Source organism: Bacillus sp. BSL6, assembly GCF_052928345.1.
The window spans coordinates 1-24,162 of record NZ_JAVGCW010000015.1; the positions used below are offsets into that span (position 1 = coordinate 1).

The window sequence follows — 24,162 nt, forward strand, 5'->3', positions numbered from 1 at the left end:
ATAGTTTGGTGATGATGGCAGAGAGGTCACACCCGTTCCCATACCGAACACGGAAGTTAAGCTCTCTAGCGCCGATGGTAGTTGGGACCTTGTCCCTGTGAGAGTAGGACGTCGCCAAGCAACTAAAAACACAAGTCTTTTGACTTGTGTTTTTTTGTGTTTTCAAACAGTATGCAAAAAGAAGTAATGGTAATACAAACACGTTGCCCAAGGATGAATCATATTATATAAGAAATCGATGTATATTTTTCTGTAAATTGTTAAGGAATAGAAGTATAAAATATGTCCATTTAAATTAAATAGGGAGGGAAAGATATGAAATCACAAAACGAAGTTTGTATTGTTTGTGAGACAGAAAGAAAAGAAGGGATATATGTTTATAATAATTTAATATGTTATGAATGTGAAAAGGACATGGTGAATACAGAAACAAATGATCCAAAGTATATATATTATTTAAAACAGCTTCGGAAATTAGAAGTATCATATTTTTAAATAGGCATATGCCTATTATTTTTTTTGTTCTGTATAATAGAGAAAGAATGAAATAATAAGGAAGAGATATAGATGAATCAAAATCGCATACCTTTATATGAAGCATTAATAGAGTTTAAAGAAAGAAGGCCGTTATCCTTTCATGTTCCAGGTCATAAAAATGGTTTAAACTTCCCTCAAGGGGCAGTAGAGGAGTTTAAAGATATACTATCTATCGATGTAACTGAGTTATCAGGGTTAGATGATTTACATAGTCCGTTTGAATGTATAGATGAGGCACAACAATTATTAGCTGATGTATATGGAGTGAACAAAAGTTATTTTTTAATTAATGGTTCAACAGTCGGAAACTTAGCAATGATTTTGTCTTGCTGTAGGGAACATGATATTGTTCTTGTACAAAGAAATTGTCATAAATCAATTATTAATGGTTTAAAATTAGCAGGAGCAAATCCAATTTTTTTAGATCCATGGATTGATGAAGCTTATAACGTACCCGTGGGAATTCATGATGAGATTATTAAGGAAGCAATTGAAAAATACCCAAATGCGAAAGCACTTATTTTAACACATCCTAATTATTATGGTATGGGGATGGATTTAGAGGCAAGCATTGCTTATGCACATGCACATAAAATTCCTGTGTTAGTAGATGAAGCGCATGGAGCTCATTTTTGCTTAGGTGGGGCATTTCCAAAGTCAGCTTTAGCATATGGTGCAGATATTGTAGTTCATTCCGCACATAAAACATTACCTGCGATGACGATGGGATCCTATTTACATATAAATAGCCGCTTAGTGAAAGAAGAAAAAGTTTCTACTTATTTAAGTATGCTACAATCTAGTAGTCCATCGTATCCAATTATGGCTTCCCTTGATATTGCACGCTTTACGATAGCGCGTATAAAAGAAAAGGGACATGATGAAATTGTCGAGTTTTTACAGGAATTTAAAGAAGAATTGTCTTCTATCCCACAATTAGCTATTTTACAATATCCATTACAAGACGAGCTAAAAGTTACCATACAGACGCGTTGTCAGTTATCAGGATACGAATTACAGTCTGTATTAGAAAAGGTTGGTATATATACCGAAATGGCAGATCCATATAATGTCTTATTTATTTTGCCTTTGCAAGTAAATAAGAAGTATATGAAGGCTATAGAGATGATCCGGGCGGCGTTGCAACCTTATGAGGTGAAAGACAAGACGGAATCTATTCGTTATACTTATAAAGGAGAAATTTCTCCCCTGCCGTATACATATAAACAACTGGAAGGATATGAAACAAAAGTAGTATCTGTAGAAGAAGCAGTTGGGATGATAGCGGCGGAAATGGTAATTCCATATCCACCTGGTATTCCATTGATTATGTATGGAGAAAGAATTACTTCAGAACATAAAGAGCAAATTATGCATTTAGAGAGAGCAGGCGCTCGTTTTCAAGGTAGCACGAAATATATGAAAGTGTATGATATAGAAAGTAGGTTTTAGGATGAAGGGATTATTTGTAACAATTGAGGGGCCAGAAGGTTCGGGTAAAACAACGTTAATTCAAGGTTTATTGCCATACTTTGAACAAAAGGAACAAAAGGTAATGGCGACGAGAGAACCAGGTGGTATTGCAATTTCTGAGGAGATTAGAACGATTTTACATAAGCAAGAATATACGATGATGGAAGCACGTACAGAGGCACTTCTATATGCCGCTGCACGTAGACAACATTTAGTGGAAAAAGTTATGCCGGCACTTGATGAGGATTACCTTGTATTATGTGATCGTTTTATAGATAGCTCTTTAGCGTATCAAGGCTATGCAAGAGGGTTAGGTATGGATAAAGTATTTGAAATCAATCGTTTCGCAACAGAAGACTGCATGCCTAGTTTAACAATTTATCTAGACATTGAACCCGAGGTTGGTTTAGCTCGAATTGCAAAAGATGCAGGACGTGAAGTGAATCGGTTAGATATGGAAGATATCACTTTCCATAAACGTGTGCGTGAAGGGTATTTACAAGTTGTAGAACGTTTCTCGGATCGTATTGTATTAGTAAATGCTGATCAACCAATGGAAAAACTTATAGAAGAAGTTATTCAAGTTATAGAAGATAAATTGTTATAATAGAAGGAAAGAATGAAATAAGTGAGGTATGCATTATGACGAAGACGTGGGAGCAGCTTTCTGCTATACAACCCATCGGTGTAAAAATGTTGATGAATAGCATCGCAAAAGAGCGTATATCCCACGCTTACTTGTTAGAGGGAGGGAAAGGAACAGGAAAGTTTGCGACAGCAATTCAAATGGCAAAGAGTTTCCTCTGTTCTCAGCGGAATGGGATAGAGCCTTGTCATGTATGTACAAATTGTAAGCGAATTGATTCAGGTAACCACCCAAACTTACATATTGTAAAACCAGACGGATTATCTATTAAGAAGCAGCAAATTCATGATTTACAAGAAGAGTTTTCAAAAACAGGATTAGAAGCAAATAAAAAAGTATATGTTATTGAGCACGCAGACCGTATGACAGCAAATGCGGCGAATACACTGTTGAAATTTTTAGAAGAACCAAGTAGTGATACAACAGCTATTTTACTTACTGAACAAAGTCATCAAATTTTAAATACGATTTTATCTCGCTGTCAAGTTGTTACATTTAGACCGTTACCTACGGAATCTTTAATTAGGAGACTACAGGATGAAGGTGTTACGACATCTTTATCGACACTTGCTGCACAACTCACAAATAGTTTTGATGAAGCTTTAGCTTTATGTAGTGATGAATGGTTTGCACAAGCACGAGCTTTAGTGATAAAATTATGTGAAGCGCTCGAAAAAGATAAAGCCTCTATTTTTTTTGTACAAGAAAAATGGGGAAAACACTTTGGAGAGAAAGAACAATTACAGCAAGGTTTAGATATGTTACTCCTTATTTATAAGGATTTATTATATGTTCAACTTGGAGAAGAAGATCGTCTTGTTTTTCATGAGCAGAAAGAGATGTTTGAATCTTTCTCCTACGCTCAGAAGCGCATTGTATCAGCTCTCTTTAATATATTAGAGGCAAAAAATAGAATCAACGCTAATGTAAATGCGCAGCTTGTGTTCGAACAGTTAGTGTTGCGGTTGCAGGAGGGATGACCGTTTTGTATGATGTAGTAGGTGTTCGCTTTAAGAAGGCCGGAAAGGTGTATTACTTTGATCCGAATCAGTTCGATATCTCTGAAAATGAGTTTGTAATTGTAGAAACAGTAAGAGGTATTGAATACGGAAAAGTAGTTATTACCAAAAAGCAAGTTGATGAAAACGACGTTGTATTACCGCTAAAAAAGGTTATTCGCATTGCAAATGAAAACGATCGTACCATTGTTGAAGAGAACAAACATGCTGCAAAAGAAGCATATCAAGTTTGTCAGCAAAAGGTAGTAGAACATAATCTTGATATGAAACTTGTAGATGTAGAGTATACGTTCGATCGCAATAAAATTATTTTCTACTTTACTGCGGATGGTCGGATTGATTTTCGCGAACTAGTGAAGGACTTAGCAGCAATTTTTAGGACAAGAATTGAACTAAGACAAATTGGTGTTCGTGATGAAGCGAAAATGCTTGGTGGTATTGGTCCATGTGGTCGTATGCTTTGTTGTTCTACTTTTTTAGGGGATTTTGAACCTGTATCCATTAAGATGGCAAAGGATCAAAATTTATCATTAAATCCTGCAAAAATCTCTGGTTTATGTGGTCGCTTAATGTGTTGCTTAAAATATGAGAATGATGAATATGAGGCAGCAAAGGAACAACTTCCTGATTTAGATCAACGTATACAAACCCCGCATGGTACTGGCCGTGTTATCGGATTAAATATTTTAGAAAGATTAATTCAAGTGGAACTAGTAGACAAGGAACGGATAGTAGAATATACGTTAGATGAATTAGTGAATAAAGGGGTCGTTTCGAGTCAAACCACAGATTAATGAGGTGGGTGCTTGTGGAGAAAAAAGATATTTTTGCATCGGTTTCTAGTATGGAAGAGCAAATTGGACATTTATACAAACAGTTGGGAGAATTAAAACAACATCTTGCAGAGTTACTGGAAGAAAACCAACATATAAAAATGGAAAATGAAAATTTGCGACACCGCTTTGAAGAAGTACAGATTAAAGAAAAACAAAAAACTCAAAAACGTAAAGAAGTGAAGCCGAAGACAGATATTGGTGAAGGCTACGATAATTTAGCAAGACTATATCAAGAAGGTTTTCATATTTGTAATCTGCATTATGGAAGTGTACGTAAAGAGGGAGATTGTTTATTCTGCCTGTCATTTTTAAATAAAAAGTGAAATTACCTTTCCAATAATAATTGGAAAGGTAATTTTTTATACATGAGAGTAGAATCGAATATGTTTTTTATTAGTAGAAGATGAAATAGGGTAGGTTAAGTGTAAGAAAAGGAGCAACATATGAATTTATATGAAGATGAACGTTTAGATTACTTATTAGCACAAGATTTGAAGATTATACAAAGCCCATCAGTATTTAATTTCTCGTTAGATGCTGTTTTACTTGCAGACTTTGCTTGGGTGCCAATTCAAAAAGGTAATTTACTTGATTTGTGTACAGGTAATGCAGTTGTGCCCCTTCTATTAAGTACAAGGACGAAAGGGAATATTACTGGTGTAGAAATTCAAGAACGCTTATATGATATGGGAATAAGAAGTGTCCAATACAATAAGTTGGAAGAAAGAATTCACTTAATACACGGGGATTTGAAAGATATGCCGGAGAAACTTGGGCGTCATCAATATGATGTTGTCACATGTAATCCGCCTTATTTCCAAACACCTGCAACTTCTGAAAAAAATATGAATGAACATTTAGCGATAGCTCGTCATGAAATTATGTGTACACTAGAGGATGTTGTATCTGCAAGTAGTCAGTTAGTAAAGCAAGGCGGGAAAGTAGCATTTGTACATCGTCCAGGTCGTTTATTAGATATTGTTACATTAATGCGTAAATACAAAATTGAACCGAAGCGTGTACGATTTGTTTATCCTAAGGCAGGGAAAGAAGCGAATACATTGTTAATTGAAGGAATTAAGGACGGAAACGCAGATTTGAAAATATTGCCACCTCTTTTTGTATATGAAGAAAATAATGAATATACAAAGGAGATTCGCTCGATTTTATATGGAGAAGAATAAGCATTGTTTTTATGTAGTGGAGTGCTCTGATGGAAGTTACTATGCTGGATATACAAATCATATAGAGAAGCGGATTGAGACCCATAATAGCGGAAAAGGGGCTAAGTATACGCGTGCTAGACTTCCTGTTGCTTTAAAATACGTAGAATTTCATGAAGATAAACGTACAGCTATGCAAGCAGAGTATTATTTTAAGCAATTAAATAGAAAACAAAAAGAAGAATATATGCAAAAAGGAGAACGCTATGTGGCAACAAAAAAGCTTTCAACAAAGTGAAAAGGGAGTTTTATATTTAGTACCAACTCCTATTGGAAATTTAGAAGATATGACATTTCGTGCAATCCGAATTTTAAAAGAAGCGGATTTAATTGCTGCTGAAGATACGAGACAAACGAAAAAACTTTGTAATTATTTTGAAATTGAAACGCCTGTTATGAGTTACCACGAGCATAATAAAGAAGTAAGTGGAAAGAAAATATTAGAGAAGTTAGATGAAGGAAAGACTGTAGCACTTGTTAGTGACGCTGGTATGCCGTGTATTTCCGATCCAGGCTATGATATTGTTGTCGAGGCAGTAGCTGAGCAATATCATGTAATCCCGCTTCCTGGGGCAAATGCAGCCCTTACAGCATTAATTGCATCAGGACTTGAAACAAAACAGTTTTATTTCTATGGGTTTTTACAAAGAAATAAAAAAGAAAGAAAAATGGAGTTAGAGAAGCTTCGTTACATACAAACTACAATGATGTTTTATGAAGCGCCTCACCGCCTGGATGATACTTTAATCTCGATGCAAGAAGTATTGGGAAATAGAGAAATCGTATTATGCCGAGAGTTAACGAAAAAATTCGAGGAATTTATTCGAGGAACAGTTGAAGAAGCAATTGAGTGGACGAAACAAAATGAAGTTCGTGGTGAGTTTTGTATTTTAGTAGCTGGTTCAACGGAAGAACCTGCTCCAGAAGAAAAATGGTGGGAATCTATTTCAGTATATAATCATATTGAACATTATATAAACGAAAAAGGTATGAATTCAAAAGAGGCGATAAAAACAGTCGCTAAAGATCGAGATTTGTCGAAACGCGATGTATATCAAATCTATCATGTCGATAAAAAATAAGCTTCTCATAATTGAGAAGCTTATTTTGCTGTTTCGATATAATCTTGAAGCTCGTTTAAGATTTGCTCAGCGCCTTCTTTGCTTAAGATAATTTTACCTTCAGCTAAAGATAGGTTACCATCAGATACTTCACCAGTTACTTGGCAAGTCATGTTTGGCTTATATTTTTTTAAGATGATTTTCTCGTCATCAACATAGATTTCAAGAGCATCCTTTTCTGCAATACCTAAAGTACGGCGTAATTCGATCGGAATTACTACACGACCTAATTCATCAACTTTACGAACGATACCAGTAGATTTCATAATTCTTTTCCTCCTAAAGAAATAGTTTATAAGTTTCGAGTCTATTTTTAGATTCGTCATTTTTCGACAAAATACCCTATGGACATATGATACCAATCATTTACATTTCCGTCAATTCTTTAATTCTATATTTTTTAAAAAGATTTATAGATTTCTTACTTCTTATATATAATAGAATTTGAGTAATTTCTACTATTATTTCACTTTATTTTCGGAAAAATCAAGAAACTATAGGTAATGACTGTATATTTTCTTGAAATATGAGTAATAGATGATAAATATAAAAATATGAACTTGTTTTTATCCTGCATTAACGAGTAGTAAGATTCTAAATTTTAAATTCGGCTGGGCCAAAGAAGTTAAGTGGAAGTCGGATTGCTCGTAAAAGTCCGATTGGTGTGGGTTGATAATCCGTGGGAATGAACAAGACCCTCACAGATTAAAGTTTCACTTTATATATAAGTTTTTGATATACTATTTATAAATACATATGAGGTTATCCGGGAGGTCCAAAACAATGACAAAGGAAAACAAATCCTTTTATATTACTACCCCAATTTATTATCCAAGTGGAAAATTACACATTGGACATGCTTATACAACAGTAGCAGGAGATGCGATGGCACGATATAAGCGTATGCAAGGATATAATGTTCATTATTTAACAGGAACTGATGAGCATGGACAGAAGATCCAAAAGAAAGCAGAAGAATTAAATGTTACACCACAAGCATATGTGGATAACATCGTTGCAGGAATTAAAGAACTTTGGGAGAAGATGGATATCTCCTATGATGACTTTATCCGTACAACGGAAGATCGTCATAAAGATGTTGTCGAAAAAATCTTCAAGCAACTAGTAGATCAAGGGGATATTTATCTTGATGAATATGAAGGTTGGTATTCTGTACAAGATGAGACATTCTATACGGAGCATCAATTAGTAGATCCAATTATGGAAGGTGACAAAGTAGTTGGGGGAAAAAGTCCAGACAGTGGTCATGATGTAGAACTTGTTCGTGAAGAATCATATTTCTTTAGAATGGGTAAATATGTTGACAGACTATTAAAGTTCTATGAAGAGAATCCACATTTCATTCAGCCAGAGTCTCGTAAGAATGAAATGATTAATAACTTCATTAAACCAGGCTTAGAAGATTTAGCAGTTTCCCGTACTTCATTTGACTGGGGAGTTCGTGTTCCAGGTAATCCGAAACACGTTATTTACGTATGGGTTGACGCATTATCTAACTACATTACAGCATTAGGTTATGGAACAGAAAATGAAGAGATGTATAAGAAGTTCTGGCCAGCAGATGTGCATTTAGTTGGAAAAGAAATCGTTCGTTTCCATACGATTTATTGGCCAATCATTTTAATGGCATTAGATTTACCTCTTCCGAAAAAAGTCTTTGCTCACGGTTGGATTTTAATGAAGGATGGAAAGATGAGTAAGTCAAAAGGAAATGTAGTAGATCCAGTTACATTAATTGATCGTTACGGATTAGATGCATTACGTTATTACTTACTTCGTGAAGTTCCATTCGGATCTGATGGCGTATTCACACCAGAAGGATTTGTGGAGCGTATTAATTTCGATTTAGCAAATGACTTAGGTAACTTATTAAATCGTACAGTAGCTATGATTGATAAGTACTTTAACGGAGAAATCCCTGCATTTAAAGCAAATGTAACGGAATTTGATGAAACGTTAGTAACATTTGCGAAAGATACATTGAAAAAAGTTGAAGAAGCAATGGAGAATATGGAATTCTCTGTAGCTCTAAGCTCAATTTGGCAATTGGTTAGCCGTACGAATAAATATATTGATGAAACACAACCATGGGTATTAGCGAAAGACGAGAATGATCGTGAAAAGTTAGCTTCTGTAATGGCTCACTTAGCAGAAGTACTTCGTCAAACGGGTATTATGCTTATGCCATTCTTAACAGTAGCACCAAGCAAGATGTTTGCTCAGCTTGGCCTGACTGATGAAGCACATACATCTTGGGAAAGCCTGTCTACAATTGGATGTATTCCAGCTGGAACAAAAGTAGAAAAAGGACAACCAATTTTCCCTCGTTTAGAAATGGAAGTAGAGGTAGCGTACATTAAAGAACAAATGAAAGCCTCTGCTCCTAAAGTAGAAGAGAAAAAAGAAGAAGAACCGAAGGCAGAAGAAATTACAATTGATGATTTCTTTAAAGTAGAATTGCGTGTAGCTGAAGTACTATCTGCGGAACCTGTGAAAAAAGCAGACAAGTTGTTAAAAATTCAACTAGACTTAGGTACAGAAAAGCGTCAAGTTGTTTCTGGAATTGCAAAATTCTATTCGCCAGAAGACCTAAAAGGTAAAAAGGTTATTTGTGTAACAAATTTAAAACCTGTAAAATTACGCGGTGAATTATCGCAAGGTATGATTTTAGCGGGTGAAGAGAATGGCGTATTGTCATTAGCATCGATTGACCAAAATCTACCAAATGGTACAAAAATCAAGTAATTAAGACAAGAAAAGAGATGTTTCACGTGTAACATGTGTGAAGCGTCTTTTTTCTTTTTACACTCTCATTTTTGCATTAAGATTGTAGTATTGTTATCGTTAAGTTATGAAAGAGCTTATTTGCGTAGAATAAATTGGATTTCAATATAAAAGGAGTTATGTATTATGTTGTTTGATACACATTCACATTTGAATGCAGAGCAATTTGAAGAAGACTTGCAAGAAGTGATTGCCCGAATGAAAGAAGCGGGGGTTACTTATACAGTTGTTGTTGGTTTTGATGAAGCAACGATAAAAAAGGCGATTGAATTAGCTGAAGCCTATGATTTTATTTACGCTGCGGTTGGATGGCATCCAGTTGATGCAATTGACATGACAGAAGAGCATTTAGCTTGGTTAGAAGAACTTACTGCTCATCCTAAGGTCGTTGCACTTGGAGAGATGGGCTTAGATTATCACTGGGATAAGTCGTCAAAAGAAATACAGAAAGAAGTATTCCGTAAACAAATTGCGTTAGCGAAAAAGGTAAAGTTGCCGATTATTATACATAACCGCGATGCAACGCAAGATATTGTTGATATTCTAGAAGAAGAGAATGCAGCTGAAGTAGGAGGCATTATGCATTGCTTTAGCGGCAGTGTAGAAGTAGCAGAGCGATGTGTTGATATGAACTTTTTAATTTCATTAGGTGGACCGGTTACGTTTAAAAACGCTAAGAAACCGAAAGAAGTTGCTACTGAGATTCCATTAGAGAAATTGTTAATAGAGACGGATTGTCCGTATTTAACACCACATCCATTTCGAGGAAAACGAAATGAACCGAGTTATGTAAAACTCGTAGCAGAAGAAATTGCAAACTTAAAAGGAATTTCTTATGAAGAGGTAGCGGAAGTAACAACTAAGAATGCAAAAGCTTTATTTGGTGTCGAATAAAAAGAATGGGGGAGCCCATTCTTTTTATTTTTTGAGAAACGGAATAGTAGAAGTGGTAGAGAAAACGAGGGTGAATGAGTAAGTGTTACAATAAGGAGAGAGAACAAAGTTTTAGATATTCTATTTTTTAAAATGTAACAATGGGGAAAATAATAATGGAAAAGTCGTCATTTTTTTGTTTTACTAAGTAGAGACGAAACGAGTGTGGAGGCAAGCATGAAAATTAAAGAGATTATCGTTGTAGAAGGTAAAGATGATACAGTTGCAATTAAGCGTGCTGTTGATGCGGATACAATTGAAACGAACGGTTCAGCAATCGGTGATCATGTTATTGAACAAGTTAAATTAGCGCTGCAAAAACGAGGCGTTATTATTTTCACAGATCCGGATTATCCTGGAGAGCGTATTCGAAAAATTATTTCTGATAAGGTACCTGGATGTAAACATGCTTTTTTACCGAAGGAAGAAGCACTTGCTAAGAGGAAAAAAGGTGTCGGAATTGAACATGCTTCTAATGAATCAATTCGCCGTGCTTTAGAGAATATACATGAAGAAATGGAAGCTTACACAAGTGAAATTAGTTGGAGCGATTTAGTCGATGCAGGTTTAGTGGGCGGAGAAATGGCAAAGAGTCGCAGAGAAAGAATGGGTAAGCTATTAAAGATTGGTTATACAAACGCAAAACAGTTACATAAACGTTTACAAATGTTTCAAGTTTCAAAAGAATCATTTGCAGAAGCTTATAAGCAAGTCATACAGGAGGAAAGAAAATGAAGGATATCGCAACGCCAAATCGTACGAAAGACATTGTTGAAAAGTATGGATTTTCATTCAAAAAAAGTTTAGGGCAAAATTTTTTAATTGATACGAATGTATTAAATCGTATCGTTGATCACGCTGAAATTGGTTCAGAAAGTGGTGCAATTGAAATTGGACCAGGTATCGGTGCATTAACGGAACAATTAGCGAAGCGTGCCAAAAAAGTAGTGGCTTTTGAAATTGATCAAAGGTTATTACCGATTTTAGATGAGACGTTAGCTCCATATGGCAATGTTACAGTTATCAATAAAGATGTACTAAAGGCAGATGTACATGAGGTGTTTAGTGAGCAATTTGAAGAAGGACAAGATGTAATGGTAGTAGCTAATTTACCATACTATATTACAACGCCAATTTTATTTAAATTGCTGGAAGAGAAATTACCGGTTCGTGGATTCGTTGTTATGATGCAAAAAGAAGTTGGGGATCGTTTAGCAGCTAAGCCTGGAACGAAAGAGTATGGTTCTTTATCCATTGCTATTCAGTATTATACAGAGGTAGAAACAGTTATGACTGTACCGCGTACAGTGTTTGTGCCACAACCGAATGTTGATTCTGCAATTATTCGCCTCCTAAAGCGTCCTAAACCAGTGGTAGAGGTAACAGATGAGACATTCTTCTTTGAAGTAGTACGAGCAAGTTTTGCACAGCGTCGTAAAACTTTAATGAATAATTTATCAAATAATTTAAATGGTTTCCCGAAAGATAAAGAGCTGTTGAATCGGATTTTAACAGAAGTAGGAATTGATCCAAAACGAAGAGGCGAAACGCTATCTATCGAAGAGTTTGCGACATTAAGTAATGCATTAGTTCTTCATAAGTTATCATAAGGGTACAAAAGGGACAGTTCAATTTGAACTGTCCCTTTTGTCACCTTTCTCCTCCTAAATTCATACTTTAAAAACAGGTAAGATGGCCTAACGAGTTTGGAGGTAGGAGAATGGCTTTACATGTTGGAGAATTAGTGGAACGATATTCTCATAATAGGGATATCCTTTTTCGTATTATAGAAATAAAAGGTGAGATAGCTATATTGTTTGGAGAGGAAATTAGATTAGTGGCAGATGCGCCACTTGAAGATTTAATTAGTATAGATCAACGAGAACATAAAAAGAGAGCGAAGCGTGAGAAAGAAACAATGGAGCGGACGTATCGTTTGTTTCAACAAGATTACGTATTAATGAAACAAAGGCATGAACACACTTCAACTGGTGGATATACAAGTGAAGTGAATTATTTTCAAATGCCAGGGCGTGTATTGCATATAGATGGAGACCCGTTATATTTGCGCAAGTGCCTAGATTTATATAATAAAATTGGTGTTCCTGTACAAGGTATTCATTGTAAAGAAACGGAGATGCATGAAAAGGTAGTAGATTTAATAGACCATTTTCGTCCGGACATTTTAGTTATTACAGGGCACGATGCGTATACAAAATCAAAAGGCGTAAAGGGAGATTTAGCAGCCTATAGGCATTCAAGGCATTTTGTACAGGCTGTTCGAGAAGTGAGAAAAAAATATCCATCATTGGATCAACTCGTTATTTTTGCTGGGGCATGTCAATCACACTTTGAAGCATTAATTCGAGCAGGCGCTAATTTTGCTAGTTCCCCATCTAGAATTAATATTCACGCACTAGATCCTGTATATGTGGTTGGTAAAATTAGTTTTACGTCATTTATGGAAAGGGTTAATGTATGGGATGTTGTACGTAATACGATTACTGGTGAAAAGGGGCTTGGCGGGATTGAGACGAGGGGGATTTTACGAACTGGCTTACCTTTTCAACATTATGAAGAATAAGCAAGGTACATATGTATCTTGCTTTTTTGTATGGAGAGGATTTAAATCTGTTTGGATAAAAAGAGACAAGAACGCACAGACTACATAATGATACTTTTACAATATAGTATTTCTTCTATCTATTCGAACGCATGATGCTTTTATAATGATATTGTCTGTGAGTTGCGGTTAATAATTGGGATAGATATATCGTGTTTTAAGTGTTCAATCTAAATTACAGCGAGGTGTAACGAAGTATATGTCAAAACGTTTAGATGAAATTAAAAGCGAATTAGATCACCATCTTGGACAGAGACTGATGTTAAAGGCAAACAGTGGGAGAAGAAAAACTGTAGAACAATCAGGTGTACTTGCAGAAACGTACCGTTCTGTTTTTGTTGTACAACTGGATCAACAAGAAGATACGTTGCAACGTGTGTCGTATAGTTATGCGGATGTTTTAACAGAGACAGTAGAGCTAACATTTTATGGTGAACCTCATAATGAAGTGATTTTATAATTCATGTATCGTTACATATATTCCCACAAATGAAAAGCTATATTATTTTGCATACTAATGATACCGTAGCAAAATAAGGAGGGACTCTGCATTGAGTAGACGAAGAGGTGTCATGTCGAATCAATTTAAAGAAGAGCTTGCAAAAGAGTTGGGCTTTTATGATGTTGTTCAGAAAGAAGGATGGGGCGGAATTCGTGCGAAAGATGCTGGTAACATGGTGAAACGTGCTATAGAAATTGCAGAACAGCAATTAATGAAACAAAACCAGTAGTTGTAAGATACTTTCTATGCTACGGTAGCCGAGGAGTGATTCCTCGGCTTTTTGTACTATAAAAGGTGCCATCATTTTACATAAGTAGTTTCATTCTGAATGCTTTTCGTTATAATTAGGGAAGTGTCATCGTCTTACTATAAATTTATGGTAAAATAAACGATAAAAGATTGAGTACATAGAGTGGGTGAATAGATTGAAGCTACTAGTGAAAGCACCAGCAAAGATTAATCTGTCGTTAGATGTACTGGGAAAAAGACAAGACGGATATCATGAAGTGAAAATGATTATGACAACAATTGATTTAGCGGATCGTTTAGAACTAATGGAATTAGCAGAAGACCGTATTGAAATTTTATCCCATAATCGGTATGTCCCAGACGACCAAAGAAATCTGGCTTATCAAGCAGCGAAATTATTAAAAGAGAAGTTTAATGTGAAAAAGGGTGTATCTATTACTATTGAAAAAACGATTCCAGTAGCAGCTGGATTAGCGGGTGGAAGTAGTGATGCAGCAGCGACATTACGTGGTCTTAATAAATTATGGAATTTAGGGCTTACAATTGATCAGTTAGCAGAGCTTGGCGCAGAAATTGGGTCAGACGTATCGTTTTGCGTATATGGTGGGACAGCAATTGCCACTGGAAGAGGGGAGCAGATTGAGCACATAAAAACTCCACCTTCTTGTTGGGTTATTTTAGCAAAACCCCATATTGGTGTATCTACTGCTGATGTGTATGGAAATTTAAAGTTAAATCGAGTTACACATCCAAATGTAGATAAAATGGTGGATGTCATAAATGCTGGAGACTACAAAGGGATTTGTGATACTGTCGGTAATGTTTTAGAAGATGTAACGTTTGCGATGCATCCTGAAGTTGCACGTATTAAGGCACAGATGAAGCGATTTGGAGCAGATGCCGTATTAATGAGTGGTAGTGGTCCAACTGTATTCGGTCTTGTGCACCATGATTCGCGAATGCATCGTATATATAACGGATTAAAAGGATTTTGTGAACAAGTATACGCAGTACGTTTATTAGGAGAGCGAGAAACGCTTGAATAAAGACGTATAATACGTTATGATTTGTTTAGAATATTCGTGATTTGAGGTGGGAGTATGAAAATTAGACGAAGTACAAGATTAGTCGATATGACTTATTACTTGTTACAAAACCCTCGTCAGCTAGTTTCTCTCACTTTTTTTGCTGAAAGGTATCAATCAGCTAAGTCTTCTATTAGTGAAGATTTAGTTATTATTAAGCAAACGTTTGAACAACAAGGGGTCGGCACATTGCAAACGATACCAGGAGCAGCAGGAGGAGTGAAATATATACCATATATAAGTGAAGAAGAGGCAGATCTAATTATTGGTGAGCTGTGTAGCTTATTTGAAAATCCAGATCGTATTTTGCCTGGTGGTTACTTATATATGACAGATCTTTTAAGTAATCCTCGTCATATTAATGGCGCAGGTCGTTTGTTTGCTTCTGTTTTTGCTAGGCAACCAATTGATGCAGTTATGACGGTGGCAACGAAGGGGATTCCACTTGCATATGCAGTGGCGAACTACTTAGATGTACCGGTAGTGATTGCAAGAAAAGATAATAAGGTAACAGAAGGACCAACTGTTAGTATTAACTATGTATCAGGTTCTTCTAAGCGAATTCAAACAATGACGTTAGCGAAGCGTAGCCTTCCAGAAGGATCCAATGTTTTAATTATTGATGACTTCATGAAAGCTGGCGGAACCATTCAAGGTATGATGAGTATGTTAGAAGAGTTTAAAGCTAATGTTGTTGGTATTGGTGTATTAGTAGAGTCTACGGATATTGAAGAAAGACTAATTAATAATTTTGTATCATTAATTCGTCTATCGGAAGTTGATGTGAAAGAAAAAGCGATTCAAGTGGAAAAGGGAAATTATTCACTGGCACCATTTGATGAAGGGCTTGTAGAGGCTGAGTAAAAAGGTAAAGCAAATAGCTTTATCTTTTTTTATTCTATTTATAAGTTATAAAATAGATGGACAAACTGCTTTTCGTACACTATTTTTAAAGAGTAAAAATAAATAATAAAAGGGTGAAAAGTATGAAAGTTGTTCAAACAAACAATGCACCACAAGCGATTGGACCATATTCACAAGGGATTATTGTAAATAATATGTTTTACAGTTCAGGACAAATTCCGTTAACTGCAAGTGGAGAGCTTGTAGCAGGAGACGTAACAGTACAAACAGAGCAAGTATTTCAAAATTTACAAGCAGTATTAGAAGAAGCAGGTGCTTCATTTGATACGGTAGTAAAAACAACAGTATTCTTAAAAGACATGGATGATTTTAATGCTGTTAATGAAGTATATGGATCTTATTTCTCTGCTCATAAGCCAGCTCGTTCTTGCGTACAAGTAGCAAAATTACCGAAAGATGTTTCAGTTGAAATTGAAGTAATTGCCCTAGTTAAGTAATTCTTTGTAAGCGATAACCTCCACTAATCTCTATATTCAATTACATTAAAAATTTTTATCTTAAAAATTTTTAAAAAATTAAAGGGAAAATAGAAATTTTGTGGAATTTATACAAATATATCGCTTATTTAGAAAAGGGTGGTGAACACAAGATGGAAGTGACTGACGTAAGATTACGCCGCGTAAACACAGAAGGCCGCATGAGAGCAATTGCCTCTATTACTCTAGACCATGAATTTGTTGTTCATGATATTCGTGTAATTGATGGTAATAATGGATTATTTGTAGCAATGCCAAGTAAACGTACTCCAGATGGAGAATTCCGTGACATTGCACATCCAATTAATTCTGGTACACGCTCTAAAATTCAAGATGCGGTTTTAACAGAGTATCATCGTTTAGGCGAGTTAGAAGAGGTTGAGTTTGAAGAAGCGGGCGCTTCGTAAAATTCGAATGAAAAGGGCTTTTTAAAGGAAGCCCTATAATTTTGCAACAAACTCCTGTAAGCATTTACAGGGGTTTGTTTTTTTTGTGTTTATACATATATTTCGTTTAGAAAATTTCGAATTAAATAAAATAAAGAGGGGAACTTCTAATTTTTTCAAAATCATTTTAAATAGTATAGCTTATTTCTTAAAAAAGATACTAAAGAGTAAAACATCTTATAAGAATTATGGTAAAATTTAATAGTTAAAATGTGTTTCTTGAAATATATGATGATTTAGGATAATATCGTTAATGGATAAATAGGTTGCGATGGAGGGTCTATATGTCAAACAGATTTGCAGTGATTCTAGCGGCAGGTAAAGGCACACGTATGAAGTCTAAGCTATACAAGGTGCTTCATCCTGTATGTGGAAAACCTATGGTACAACATGTTGTCGATCAAGTATCTCAATTAGGATTGCAGAAACTTGTAACAGTCGTAGGACATGGTGCTGAAATGGTACAAGAACAGCTAGGAAACGTAAGTGAGTTTGCATTACAAGCAGAACAACTTGGTACAGCACATGCTGTAGATCAAGCTGCAAGTGTACTTGCAAACGAAGAAGGAACAACTTTAGTTATTTGTGGTGATACACCGCTAATAACTGCTGAAACGATGGAAGCATTACTTCAGCAACATAAAGAAGCAGGGGCAATGGCAACGGTATTAACAGCTTACATAGAAGAACCTGCTGGATATGGTCGTATCGTTCGTAATGAGAATGGTCATGTTGAAAAGATTGTTGAGCATAAGGATGCAAATGAGAAAGAATTAGCTATTAAAGAAATCAATACAGGTACGTATTGTTTTGATAATAAAGCTTTATTCGCTTCACTTTCTAAAGTTTCAAATGATAACGTACAAGGTGAATATTACCTGCCAGATGTTATTGAAATTTTAAAAAATGAAGGTCATATTGTATCAGCTTATCAAACAGAGCACTTCGATGAAACGTTAGGTGTTAACGACAGAGTCGCTCTATCGCAAGCGGAAATTATTATGAAAAACCGTATCAACCGAAAGAACATGGTAAATGGTGTTACTATTATTGATCCAAGTAACACGTATATTTCTGCTGATGCAATTATCGGTAGTGATACAGTTCTTCATCCAGGAACAATTATTGAGGGGAACACTGTAATTGGTTCTGATTGTGAGATTGGACCGCATACAGTAATTCGCGATAGTGAAATTGGAGATCGTACGACAATTCGTCAATCTACTGTACATGATAGTAAGCTTGGTACAGAAGTATCGGTTGGCCCATTTGCACATATTCGCCCAGATTCAGTTATTGGAGATGAAGTACGCGTTGGAAACTTCGTGGAAATCAAAAAAACTGTTTTTGGTAATAGAAGTAAAGCTTCACACTTAAGTTATATCGGGGATGCACAAGTTGGAGAAGACGTGAATCTTGGTTGTGGTTCAATTACGGTGAACTATGACGGTAAGAATAAATTCAAAACTGTGATTGGTAACGGGGTATTTATTGGATGTAATTCAAACCTTGTTGCTCCTGTAACAGTTGAAGACGGTGCTTATGTGGCAGCAGGCTCTACAATTACAGAGAATGTTCCATCAAAAGCATTATCTGTAGCACGTGCACGTCAAGTTAACAAAGAAGACTATGTTGATCAATTGCTGAATAAGAAAAAATCATAATGTGGAGGGTTAATCTAGATGTCGACTCAATATCTAAATTCTAATTTGAAAGTATTCTCTTTAAACTCTAATAAGGAACTTGCTGAGCAAATTGCAAAGCATATTGGAGTAGGACTAGGAAAATGTTCTGTTGATCGTTTTAGTGATGGAGAAGTTCAAATTAACATTGAAGAAAGTATCCGTGGTTGCGATGTATTCATTATTCAATCTACAAGCTTCCCAGTAAACGAACATATCATGGAATTACTTATTATGATCGATGCATTAAAGCGTGCATCTGCAAAAACAATTAATATTGTTATTCCTTACTATGGTTATGCGCGTCAAGACCGTAAAGCGCGTTCTCGTGAACCAATTACATCGAAACTTGTAGCAAACTTGCTTGAAACAGCAGGTGCAACTCGTGTAATCACTCTAGATTTACATGCTCCACAAATTCAAGGGTTCTTTGATATCCCAATCGACCACCTAATGGGTGTACCAATTCTTTCAGATTACTTTGAAACAAAAGGTCTTAAAGATATCGTAATCGTGTCACCTGACCACGGTGGAGTAACTCGTGCTAGAAAAATGGCAGATCGCCTAAAAGCACCGATCGCTATTATTGATAAGCGTCGTCCTCGTCCGAACGTATCTGAGGTAATGAACATTATCGGTAATATTGAAGGTAAAACAGCAATTTTAATTGATGACATCATTGATACAGCTGGTACAATTACATTAGCAGCAAACGCTCTTGTTGAGAACGGTGCTTCTGAAGTATATGCTTGCTGTACACACCCAGTATTATCTGGTCCAGCAATTGAGCGTATCCAAAACTCAAATATTAAAGAGTTAGTTGTAACGAACTCTATCGTATTACCAGAAGAGAAGAAAATCGACAAAGTACATGAACTTTCAGTTGCTCCACTAATCGGAGAAGCAATCATTCGTGTATACGAAGAAGAATCTGTAAGTGTATTATTCAATTAATTGGATAGAATGAGACGTAACCAAGATTGGTTACGTCTTTTCGTATCGAAAAAAGAAAGTAGTGGTACAAGAATGAAATTGATAGTAGGACTTGGGAACCCAGGTAGAGAATATGAATTAACAAGGCATAATATTGGATTTATGGCGATTGATGAACTTGCAAAGCGTTGGAATATTTCTTTGAACGAACAAAAGTTTAAAGGAGTATTTGGTGCAGGATTTGTTAATGGAGAAAAAGTAATCTTATTAAAGCCACTTACATATATGAATTTATCTGGGGAAAGTATTCGTCCGTTAATGGATTACTATAAAATTGATGTAGAGGACTTCGTTGTTCTGTACGATGATTTAGACATCCCTGTAGGTAAATTACGCCTTCGTATGAAAGGCAGTGCGGGTGGACATAATGGTGTGAAATCAACAATTTCACATTTAGGAACACAAGAGTTTCAACGTATCCGTATGGGAATCGATCGTCCGAAAAATGGAATGAAGGTAGTAGATTACGTATTAGGACGTTTTACATCAGAAGAGATTCCTGATGTAAATCATTCTATTGAAAAAGCAGCAGATGCATGTGAAGAATGGTTAAATAAACCTTTTCTTCAAATTATGAATACTTTCAATAGTTAAGAGTACGATTGGGAATATTTTATTTTATTTTTACCCATACTAGCAGTAATTGGATTTTTAGGAGGCTAGTATGGAAGGGTATTATTATTGCAGACATTGCGGGAGTAATGTAGGCTCCGTTACCGCAGAAAAAGTATATAGCGACGTTTTATTTCAACTAACAGAGCAAGAAGTAGTAGAAATGATTCATTTTCATGAGAATGGAAATATATATATAAAAACGATTTGTGAATTGTGTCAAGAAACGCTCGCATCTTATCCTGAGTATTATGAATATGAAAAATTTCTGCAATAAAATGTTGTCGCTTTGGCATGTCCAAAGCATTTTTCTGTTTTCTTTTTCCGAAATATTTGCATAAAATATAGTGGCTTGCTCTTTTATGTTGAGAGGGGTTTTGAAAATGATAGGTTTATTAGAGCAATTTTATAAAAATGAAGAGATCCAATCGGTCATTAATGGATTAGAAGATGGTTTAAAAGAGCAACTTGTATCAGGTATGGCAACCTCTTCTCGTTCGTTATTAATGGCGGCCTTATATAAAAAAACAAAAAAATCACAACTTATTGTGACGCATAATTTATACCAAGCACAAAAAGTACATGAAGATTTAGTGGCGTTACTTGGTGAAAAAGATGTATGGCTATATCCAGTAAATGAATTGATAGCATCAGAACTTGGTGTTGCAAGCCCAGAATTGAAGGCGCAACGTATTGAAGTCTTAAATCGCTTAGCTGCAGGAGAGCATGGGATTATTGTAGCACCAGTTGCAGGGCTACGCAGATTTTTACCAATGAAAGAGTTGTGGAAGCAAAGGCAAATCGAAATCAGTCTAGGGCAAGAGATTGATTTAGATACATTTTTGCATACTTTACATCATATTGGCTATGAGCGTAAGTCTATGGTAGAAGCTCCTGGAGAATTTAGTTTGCGTGGGGGAATATTAGATATATATCCACTAACTGAAGAGTTACCATTTCGTATTGAATTTTTCGATACAGAAGTCGATTCTATTCGATTATTTGATGTGGATGAACAGCGCTCTCAAGATAAAAAAGAAAGTGTTAGATTTGGTCCAGCAACAGAGTTTTTATTTTCGCAGGAAGAATTGAAATCAGGAATTAAGCATCTTGAAGAAGGTCTGACTAAGACGATGCAAAAACTTTCTGATGATAAGTTGAAGACTACAGTGCTTGAGACGGTAAGTCATGAAATTGAGATGTTAAAAAACGGGCAAAGTATAGAACAGATGTTTAAATATTTATCTATTTTCTATAACGAACCTGCTAGTCTGATAGATTATTTACCAGAAGATGGTGTTGTGATTTTAGATGAGATTTCACGTATTCAAGAAACAGCATCACATCTTGAAACGGAAGAGGCGGAATGGTATATATCCCTTCTCGGTGAGGGAACAATCATTCAAGATTTATCTTTCTCTCATTCGTTTGAAGAATTTCTTCATCATAAAAAAAGAAGTTTTGTATATTTAACGTTATTCTTACGTCATATAGCACATACACATCCGCAAAACATTGTGAATGTGACATGTAAAACAATGCAGGATTTCCATGGGCAGATGCAGTTGTTGAAAACTGAAATTGATAGATGGAACGAAGGGCATTTTACGACTGTTGTGTTAGGTACAGATGATGAACGTGTGAAAAAACTACAACATATTTTAAGTGATTATGATATTGAGGCAGATATTGTAGAAGGCACAGATATATTATTGCCTGGAAGGTTACAAATTGCTGTAGGTGATTTACATGCAGGATTTGAAATGCCGATGCAAAAGCTTGTTGTCATTACTGAAAAAGAGCTTTTTCATAAGAAAGTTAAAAAATCACAACGTAAGCAAAAGTTATCGAATGCTGAACGTATTAAAAGTTATTCGGAATTAAAAGTTGGGGATTATGTAGTTCATGTAAATCATGGTATAGGTAAATTCTTAGGTATTGAAACATTAGAGATTAACGGTGTTCATAAAGATTATTTGAATATTAAATATCAAGGTAATGATAAGTTATACGTTCCAATTGAACAAATTGACCAAGTGCAAAAATATGTAGGATCTGAGGGTAAGGATCCGAAAGTTTATAAATTGGGTGGAAATGATTGGAAGAAGGTCAAAACGAAAGTTGAAAAATCTGTACAAGACATTGCGGATGACCTAATTAAACTATATGCTGAGCGCGAAGCTTCAAAGGGTTATGCATATACACCGGATACGGCAGAACAACAAGAATTCGAGTCCTCTTTCCCGTATCAAGAGACAGAGGATCAATTACGTTCTATTGAAGAGATTAAAAAGGATATGGAACGTGGACGTCCGATGGATAGGCTTCTTTGTGGTGATGTAGGATATGGAAAGACGGAAGTAGCTATTCGTGCGGCGTTTAAAGCAATTATGGATGAAAAACAAGTTGCAATTTTAGTGCCGACAACGATCCTTGCACAACAACACTATGAAACAATTCGAGAGCGTTTTCAAGATTATCCAATCAATATAGGATTATTAAGTAGATTCCGTACGAGAAAGCAGCAAAATGAAACAATTAAAGGTTTAAAAGATGGCACAGTAGATATTGTAATCGGAACGCACCGTATTTTATCTAAAGATGTTACTTATAAAGATTTAGGTCTTCTTATTATTGATGAAGAACAAAGATTTGGTGTAACGCATAAAGAAAAAATTAAACAATTAAAAGCAAATGTTGACGTATTAACATTAACGGCAACTCCGATTCCGCGTACGCTCCATATGTCTATGCTTGGTGTGCGTGATTTATCTGTTATTGAGACGCCGCCGGAAAATCGTTTCCCAGTTCAAACATATGTAGTAGAGTATAATCCAGCATTAATGCGAGAAGCGATAGAACGGGAGCTTGCAAGAGGTGGTCAAGTTTACTTCCTATATAATCGTGTAGAGGATATCGAACGAAAAGCAGATGAAATTTCGATGTTAGTTCCAGATGCGCGTGTAACTTATGCACATGGGAAAATGAACGAGAGTGAATTAGAGTCTGTTATGCTATCGTTTTTAGAAGGACAGCATGATGTTCTTGTAAGTACAACGATTATTGAGACGGGTGTAGATATTCCAAATGTAAATACATTAATTGTATTTGATGCAGATCGTATGGGATTATCGCAGTTGTATCAGCTTCGTGGGCGTGTTGGACGTTCTAATCGTGTTGCATATGCTTACTTTGCATATAAACGGGATAAAGTGTTATCGGAAGTTGCGGAGAAGCGCCTGCAAGCCATTAAGGAGTTCACAGAGCTTGGATCTGGTTTCAAAATTGCGATGCGAGATTTATCAATTCGTGGTGCTGGTAACTTGTTAGGAGCCGAACAACATGGATTTATTGATTCTGTCGGATTTGATTTATATTCTCAAATGTTAAAAGATGCAATTGAACAGCGTAGAGGAACAGACGGAGTTGAAAATACAGTTAATGTTGAAATTGATTTAGAAGTAGATGCATATTTACCGGATGCTTATATTTCTGATAGTAAACAAAAAATTATGATGTATAAACAGTTTAGAGGTGTTTCTGCAATTGAGGATATTGAAGAATTGCAGGAAGAGATGATAGATAGATTTGGTGATTACCCGCAAGAAGTTGGTTACTTATTACAAATCGCAAATATTAAAGTATTAGCAATGAAAGAACAAATTGAATTAATTAAGCAAAATAAATTTGAAGTAACAATTCTGTTCTCAGAACAAGCGAGTCAAAACATTGATGGCGGAAAATTATTCATGCTTGGAAATAGTTTTGGACGAATGATCGGTCTAGGAATGGAAGGATCACAATTGAAAATCGTCATGAAAACAAATGGCTTAGAGACATCGAAGTGGTTAACAATTGCTGAAAATTTATTAAAAGGCTTGCCAGATGTAAAAAAAGAAGTCATAAATGCCTAATATTAGATAAAAAAATGCAATTCGACGTGCATAGAAGAACTAATGTGTAAAATACTATGTCTA

The 24,162-nt window shown here is 35.6% G+C and carries 26 protein-coding genes and 1 rRNA gene; 26 read left to right on the top strand and 1 reads right to left on the bottom strand.

Annotated features, from left to right (window positions below):
- Nucleotides 1–4: 4 nt before the first annotated feature.
- The 10 genes from rrf (at nucleotide 5) to rsmI (ending at nucleotide 6,816) form a co-directional block, all read left to right on the top strand.
- Nucleotides 5–120 (top strand): 5S ribosomal RNA (gene rrf / locus RCJ96_RS26190).
- A 195-nt stretch (nucleotides 121–315) separates the two neighbouring features.
- Nucleotides 316–495: a sigma factor G inhibitor Gin gene (locus tag RCJ96_RS26195; RefSeq protein WP_000842028.1), complete on the top strand. Its 180-nt coding sequence runs from the start codon at nucleotides 316–318 to the stop codon at nucleotides 493–495.
- Between the two features lie 72 nt (nucleotides 496–567).
- Nucleotides 568–1,989, top strand: a complete 1,422-nt coding sequence (locus tag RCJ96_RS26200) for an aminotransferase class I/II-fold pyridoxal phosphate-dependent enzyme (protein WP_074542408.1) — start codon at nucleotides 568–570, stop codon at nucleotides 1,987–1,989.
- Between the two features lies 1 nt (nucleotide 1,990).
- Entirely contained in the window at nucleotides 1,991–2,617 is a 627-nt protein-coding gene (tmk, locus tag RCJ96_RS26205) for a dTMP kinase (RefSeq protein WP_000677231.1), read from the top strand.
- 35 nt (nucleotides 2,618–2,652) lie between these two features.
- The gene (gene holB, locus RCJ96_RS26210) at nucleotides 2,653–3,636 is read left to right on the top strand and encodes a DNA polymerase III subunit delta' (protein WP_074606810.1); all 984 of its coding nucleotides are present in this window, start codon (nucleotides 2,653–2,655) and stop codon (nucleotides 3,634–3,636) included.
- 5 nt (nucleotides 3,637–3,641) lie between these two features.
- Complete coding sequence (locus RCJ96_RS26215) at nucleotides 3,642–4,469, top strand: PSP1 domain-containing protein (RefSeq protein WP_000272429.1); 828 nt, start codon at nucleotides 3,642–3,644, stop codon at nucleotides 4,467–4,469.
- A 14-nt stretch (nucleotides 4,470–4,483) separates the two neighbouring features.
- Nucleotides 4,484–4,834 (top strand): DNA replication initiation control protein YabA, encoded by a 351-nt coding sequence (gene yabA, locus RCJ96_RS26220; protein WP_000412056.1) that lies wholly within the window; start codon nucleotides 4,484–4,486, stop codon nucleotides 4,832–4,834.
- A 120-nt stretch (nucleotides 4,835–4,954) separates the two neighbouring features.
- Nucleotides 4,955–5,695, top strand: coding sequence for a tRNA1(Val) (adenine(37)-N6)-methyltransferase (locus tag RCJ96_RS26225; protein WP_001055351.1), 741 nt, complete (start codon nucleotides 4,955–4,957; stop codon nucleotides 5,693–5,695).
- The gene (locus RCJ96_RS26230) at nucleotides 5,682–5,972 is read left to right on the top strand and encodes a GIY-YIG nuclease family protein (RefSeq protein WP_000414340.1); all 291 of its coding nucleotides are present in this window, start codon (nucleotides 5,682–5,684) and stop codon (nucleotides 5,970–5,972) included. The genes RCJ96_RS26225 and RCJ96_RS26230 overlap by 14 nt, the downstream gene beginning before the upstream one ends.
- Entirely contained in the window at nucleotides 5,941–6,816 is an 876-nt protein-coding gene (rsmI, locus tag RCJ96_RS26235) for a 16S rRNA (cytidine(1402)-2'-O)-methyltransferase (protein ID WP_046199537.1), read from the top strand. The genes RCJ96_RS26230 and rsmI overlap by 32 nt, the downstream gene beginning before the upstream one ends.
- Nucleotides 6,817–6,836: 20 nt before the next feature.
- Here rsmI and RCJ96_RS26240 read toward each other — a convergent pair whose 3' ends face one another.
- The gene (locus tag RCJ96_RS26240; RefSeq protein WP_000843036.1) at nucleotides 6,837–7,121 is read right to left on the bottom strand and encodes an AbrB/MazE/SpoVT family DNA-binding domain-containing protein; all 285 of its coding nucleotides are present in this window, start codon (nucleotides 7,119–7,121) and stop codon (nucleotides 6,837–6,839) included.
- 517 nt (nucleotides 7,122–7,638) lie between these two features.
- On the opposite strand from RCJ96_RS26240, the gene metG reads away from it, so the two are divergent.
- From metG to mfd, 16 genes are all read left to right on the top strand, one after another.
- On the top strand, nucleotides 7,639–9,621 hold the full coding sequence (gene metG, locus RCJ96_RS26245) for a methionine--tRNA ligase (protein WP_074606811.1): 1,983 nt from the start codon (nucleotides 7,639–7,641) through the stop codon (nucleotides 9,619–9,621).
- A gap of 165 nt (nucleotides 9,622–9,786) precedes the next feature.
- On the top strand, nucleotides 9,787–10,554 hold the full coding sequence (locus RCJ96_RS26250) for a TatD family hydrolase (RefSeq protein ID WP_416504747.1): 768 nt from the start codon (nucleotides 9,787–9,789) through the stop codon (nucleotides 10,552–10,554).
- A 216-nt stretch (nucleotides 10,555–10,770) separates the two neighbouring features.
- Nucleotides 10,771–11,328, top strand: coding sequence for a ribonuclease M5 (gene rnmV, locus RCJ96_RS26255; RefSeq protein WP_000692830.1), 558 nt, complete (start codon nucleotides 10,771–10,773; stop codon nucleotides 11,326–11,328).
- Nucleotides 11,325–12,203 (top strand): 16S rRNA (adenine(1518)-N(6)/adenine(1519)-N(6))-dimethyltransferase RsmA, encoded by an 879-nt coding sequence (gene rsmA, locus RCJ96_RS26260; RefSeq protein ID WP_074606815.1) that lies wholly within the window; start codon nucleotides 11,325–11,327, stop codon nucleotides 12,201–12,203. Before rnmV ends, rsmA begins: the two co-directional genes overlap by 4 nt.
- 110 nt (nucleotides 12,204–12,313) lie before the next feature.
- On the top strand, nucleotides 12,314–13,177 hold the full coding sequence (yabG, locus tag RCJ96_RS26265) for a sporulation peptidase YabG (RefSeq protein WP_001173738.1): 864 nt from the start codon (nucleotides 12,314–12,316) through the stop codon (nucleotides 13,175–13,177).
- A gap of 238 nt (nucleotides 13,178–13,415) precedes the next feature.
- Nucleotides 13,416–13,676, top strand: coding sequence for a biofilm formation stimulator Veg (veg, locus tag RCJ96_RS26270; RefSeq protein WP_000044350.1), 261 nt, complete (start codon nucleotides 13,416–13,418; stop codon nucleotides 13,674–13,676).
- Nucleotides 13,677–13,767: 91 nt separating this feature from the next.
- Nucleotides 13,768–13,947, top strand: a complete 180-nt coding sequence (gene sspF / locus RCJ96_RS26275; RefSeq protein WP_001985066.1) for an acid-soluble spore protein SspF — start codon at nucleotides 13,768–13,770, stop codon at nucleotides 13,945–13,947.
- Nucleotides 13,948–14,143: 196 nt separating this feature from the next.
- Nucleotides 14,144–15,013 carry a 4-(cytidine 5'-diphospho)-2-C-methyl-D-erythritol kinase gene (gene ispE, locus RCJ96_RS26280; RefSeq protein WP_000772094.1) on the top strand — a complete coding sequence of 290 codons (870 nt, stop codon included), beginning with the start codon at nucleotides 14,144–14,146 and terminating at the stop codon, nucleotides 15,011–15,013.
- A 54-nt stretch (nucleotides 15,014–15,067) separates the two neighbouring features.
- Nucleotides 15,068–15,916 carry a pur operon repressor gene (gene purR, locus RCJ96_RS26285; protein WP_000702473.1) on the top strand — a complete coding sequence of 283 codons (849 nt, stop codon included), beginning with the start codon at nucleotides 15,068–15,070 and terminating at the stop codon, nucleotides 15,914–15,916.
- A gap of 122 nt (nucleotides 15,917–16,038) precedes the next feature.
- On the top strand, nucleotides 16,039–16,413 hold the full coding sequence (locus tag RCJ96_RS26290) for a RidA family protein (RefSeq protein ID WP_000869808.1): 375 nt from the start codon (nucleotides 16,039–16,041) through the stop codon (nucleotides 16,411–16,413).
- Between the two features lie 152 nt (nucleotides 16,414–16,565).
- Nucleotides 16,566–16,859, top strand: coding sequence for a septation regulator SpoVG (spoVG, locus tag RCJ96_RS26295; protein ID WP_000454041.1), 294 nt, complete (start codon nucleotides 16,566–16,568; stop codon nucleotides 16,857–16,859).
- A gap of 323 nt (nucleotides 16,860–17,182) precedes the next feature.
- On the top strand, nucleotides 17,183–18,562 hold the full coding sequence (gene glmU / locus RCJ96_RS26300) for a bifunctional UDP-N-acetylglucosamine diphosphorylase/glucosamine-1-phosphate N-acetyltransferase GlmU (RefSeq protein ID WP_000071036.1): 1,380 nt from the start codon (nucleotides 17,183–17,185) through the stop codon (nucleotides 18,560–18,562).
- A gap of 18 nt (nucleotides 18,563–18,580) precedes the next feature.
- Entirely contained in the window at nucleotides 18,581–19,534 is a 954-nt protein-coding gene (locus RCJ96_RS26305; protein ID WP_000107420.1) for a ribose-phosphate diphosphokinase, read from the top strand.
- Nucleotides 19,535–19,606: 72 nt separating this feature from the next.
- Nucleotides 19,607–20,167 (top strand): aminoacyl-tRNA hydrolase, encoded by a 561-nt coding sequence (gene pth / locus RCJ96_RS26310; protein WP_001979768.1) that lies wholly within the window; start codon nucleotides 19,607–19,609, stop codon nucleotides 20,165–20,167.
- Between the two features lie 70 nt (nucleotides 20,168–20,237).
- Nucleotides 20,238–20,462 carry an anti-sigma-F factor Fin gene (locus tag RCJ96_RS26315; protein WP_000399440.1) on the top strand — a complete coding sequence of 75 codons (225 nt, stop codon included), beginning with the start codon at nucleotides 20,238–20,240 and terminating at the stop codon, nucleotides 20,460–20,462.
- Nucleotides 20,463–20,568: 106 nt separating this feature from the next.
- Complete coding sequence (gene mfd, locus RCJ96_RS26320; protein WP_000579716.1) at nucleotides 20,569–24,099, top strand: transcription-repair coupling factor; 3,531 nt, start codon at nucleotides 20,569–20,571, stop codon at nucleotides 24,097–24,099.
- Nucleotides 24,100–24,162 lie beyond the last annotated feature (63 nt).

Excerpts from the sequence above, each read along its gene's own strand:
- RCJ96_RS26195 (WP_000842028.1), top strand. The coding sequence starts at position 316 with ATGAAATCACAAAACGAAGTTTGTATTGTTTGTGAGACAGAAAGAAAA.
- RCJ96_RS26200 (WP_074542408.1), top strand. The coding sequence starts at position 568 with ATGAATCAAAATCGCATACCTTTATATGAAGCATTAATAGAGTTTAAA.
- tmk (WP_000677231.1), top strand. The coding sequence starts at position 1,991 with ATGAAGGGATTATTTGTAACAATTGAGGGGCCAGAAGGTTCGGGTAAA.
- holB (WP_074606810.1), top strand. The coding sequence starts at position 2,653 with ATGACGAAGACGTGGGAGCAGCTTTCTGCTATACAACCCATCGGTGTA.
- RCJ96_RS26225 (WP_001055351.1), top strand. The coding sequence starts at position 4,955 with ATGAATTTATATGAAGATGAACGTTTAGATTACTTATTAGCACAAGAT.
- RCJ96_RS26230 (WP_000414340.1), top strand. The coding sequence starts at position 5,682 with ATGGAGAAGAATAAGCATTGTTTTTATGTAGTGGAGTGCTCTGATGGA.
- rsmI (WP_046199537.1), top strand. The coding sequence starts at position 5,941 with ATGTGGCAACAAAAAAGCTTTCAACAAAGTGAAAAGGGAGTTTTATAT.
- RCJ96_RS26240 (WP_000843036.1), bottom strand. The coding sequence starts at position 7,121 with ATGAAATCTACTGGTATCGTTCGTAAAGTTGATGAATTAGGTCGTGTA.
- metG (WP_074606811.1), top strand. The coding sequence starts at position 7,639 with ATGACAAAGGAAAACAAATCCTTTTATATTACTACCCCAATTTATTAT.
- RCJ96_RS26250 (WP_416504747.1), top strand. The coding sequence starts at position 9,787 with ATGTTGTTTGATACACATTCACATTTGAATGCAGAGCAATTTGAAGAA.
- rnmV (WP_000692830.1), top strand. The coding sequence starts at position 10,771 with ATGAAAATTAAAGAGATTATCGTTGTAGAAGGTAAAGATGATACAGTT.
- rsmA (WP_074606815.1), top strand. The coding sequence starts at position 11,325 with ATGAAGGATATCGCAACGCCAAATCGTACGAAAGACATTGTTGAAAAG.
- yabG (WP_001173738.1), top strand. The coding sequence starts at position 12,314 with ATGGCTTTACATGTTGGAGAATTAGTGGAACGATATTCTCATAATAGG.
- veg (WP_000044350.1), top strand. The coding sequence starts at position 13,416 with ATGTCAAAACGTTTAGATGAAATTAAAAGCGAATTAGATCACCATCTT.
- purR (WP_000702473.1), top strand. The coding sequence starts at position 15,068 with ATGAAAATTAGACGAAGTACAAGATTAGTCGATATGACTTATTACTTG.
- RCJ96_RS26290 (WP_000869808.1), top strand. The coding sequence starts at position 16,039 with ATGAAAGTTGTTCAAACAAACAATGCACCACAAGCGATTGGACCATAT.
- spoVG (WP_000454041.1), top strand. The coding sequence starts at position 16,566 with ATGGAAGTGACTGACGTAAGATTACGCCGCGTAAACACAGAAGGCCGC.
- glmU (WP_000071036.1), top strand. The coding sequence starts at position 17,183 with ATGTCAAACAGATTTGCAGTGATTCTAGCGGCAGGTAAAGGCACACGT.
- RCJ96_RS26305 (WP_000107420.1), top strand. The coding sequence starts at position 18,581 with ATGTCGACTCAATATCTAAATTCTAATTTGAAAGTATTCTCTTTAAAC.
- pth (WP_001979768.1), top strand. The coding sequence starts at position 19,607 with ATGAAATTGATAGTAGGACTTGGGAACCCAGGTAGAGAATATGAATTA.
- RCJ96_RS26315 (WP_000399440.1), top strand. The coding sequence starts at position 20,238 with ATGGAAGGGTATTATTATTGCAGACATTGCGGGAGTAATGTAGGCTCC.
- mfd (WP_000579716.1), top strand. The coding sequence starts at position 20,569 with ATGATAGGTTTATTAGAGCAATTTTATAAAAATGAAGAGATCCAATCG.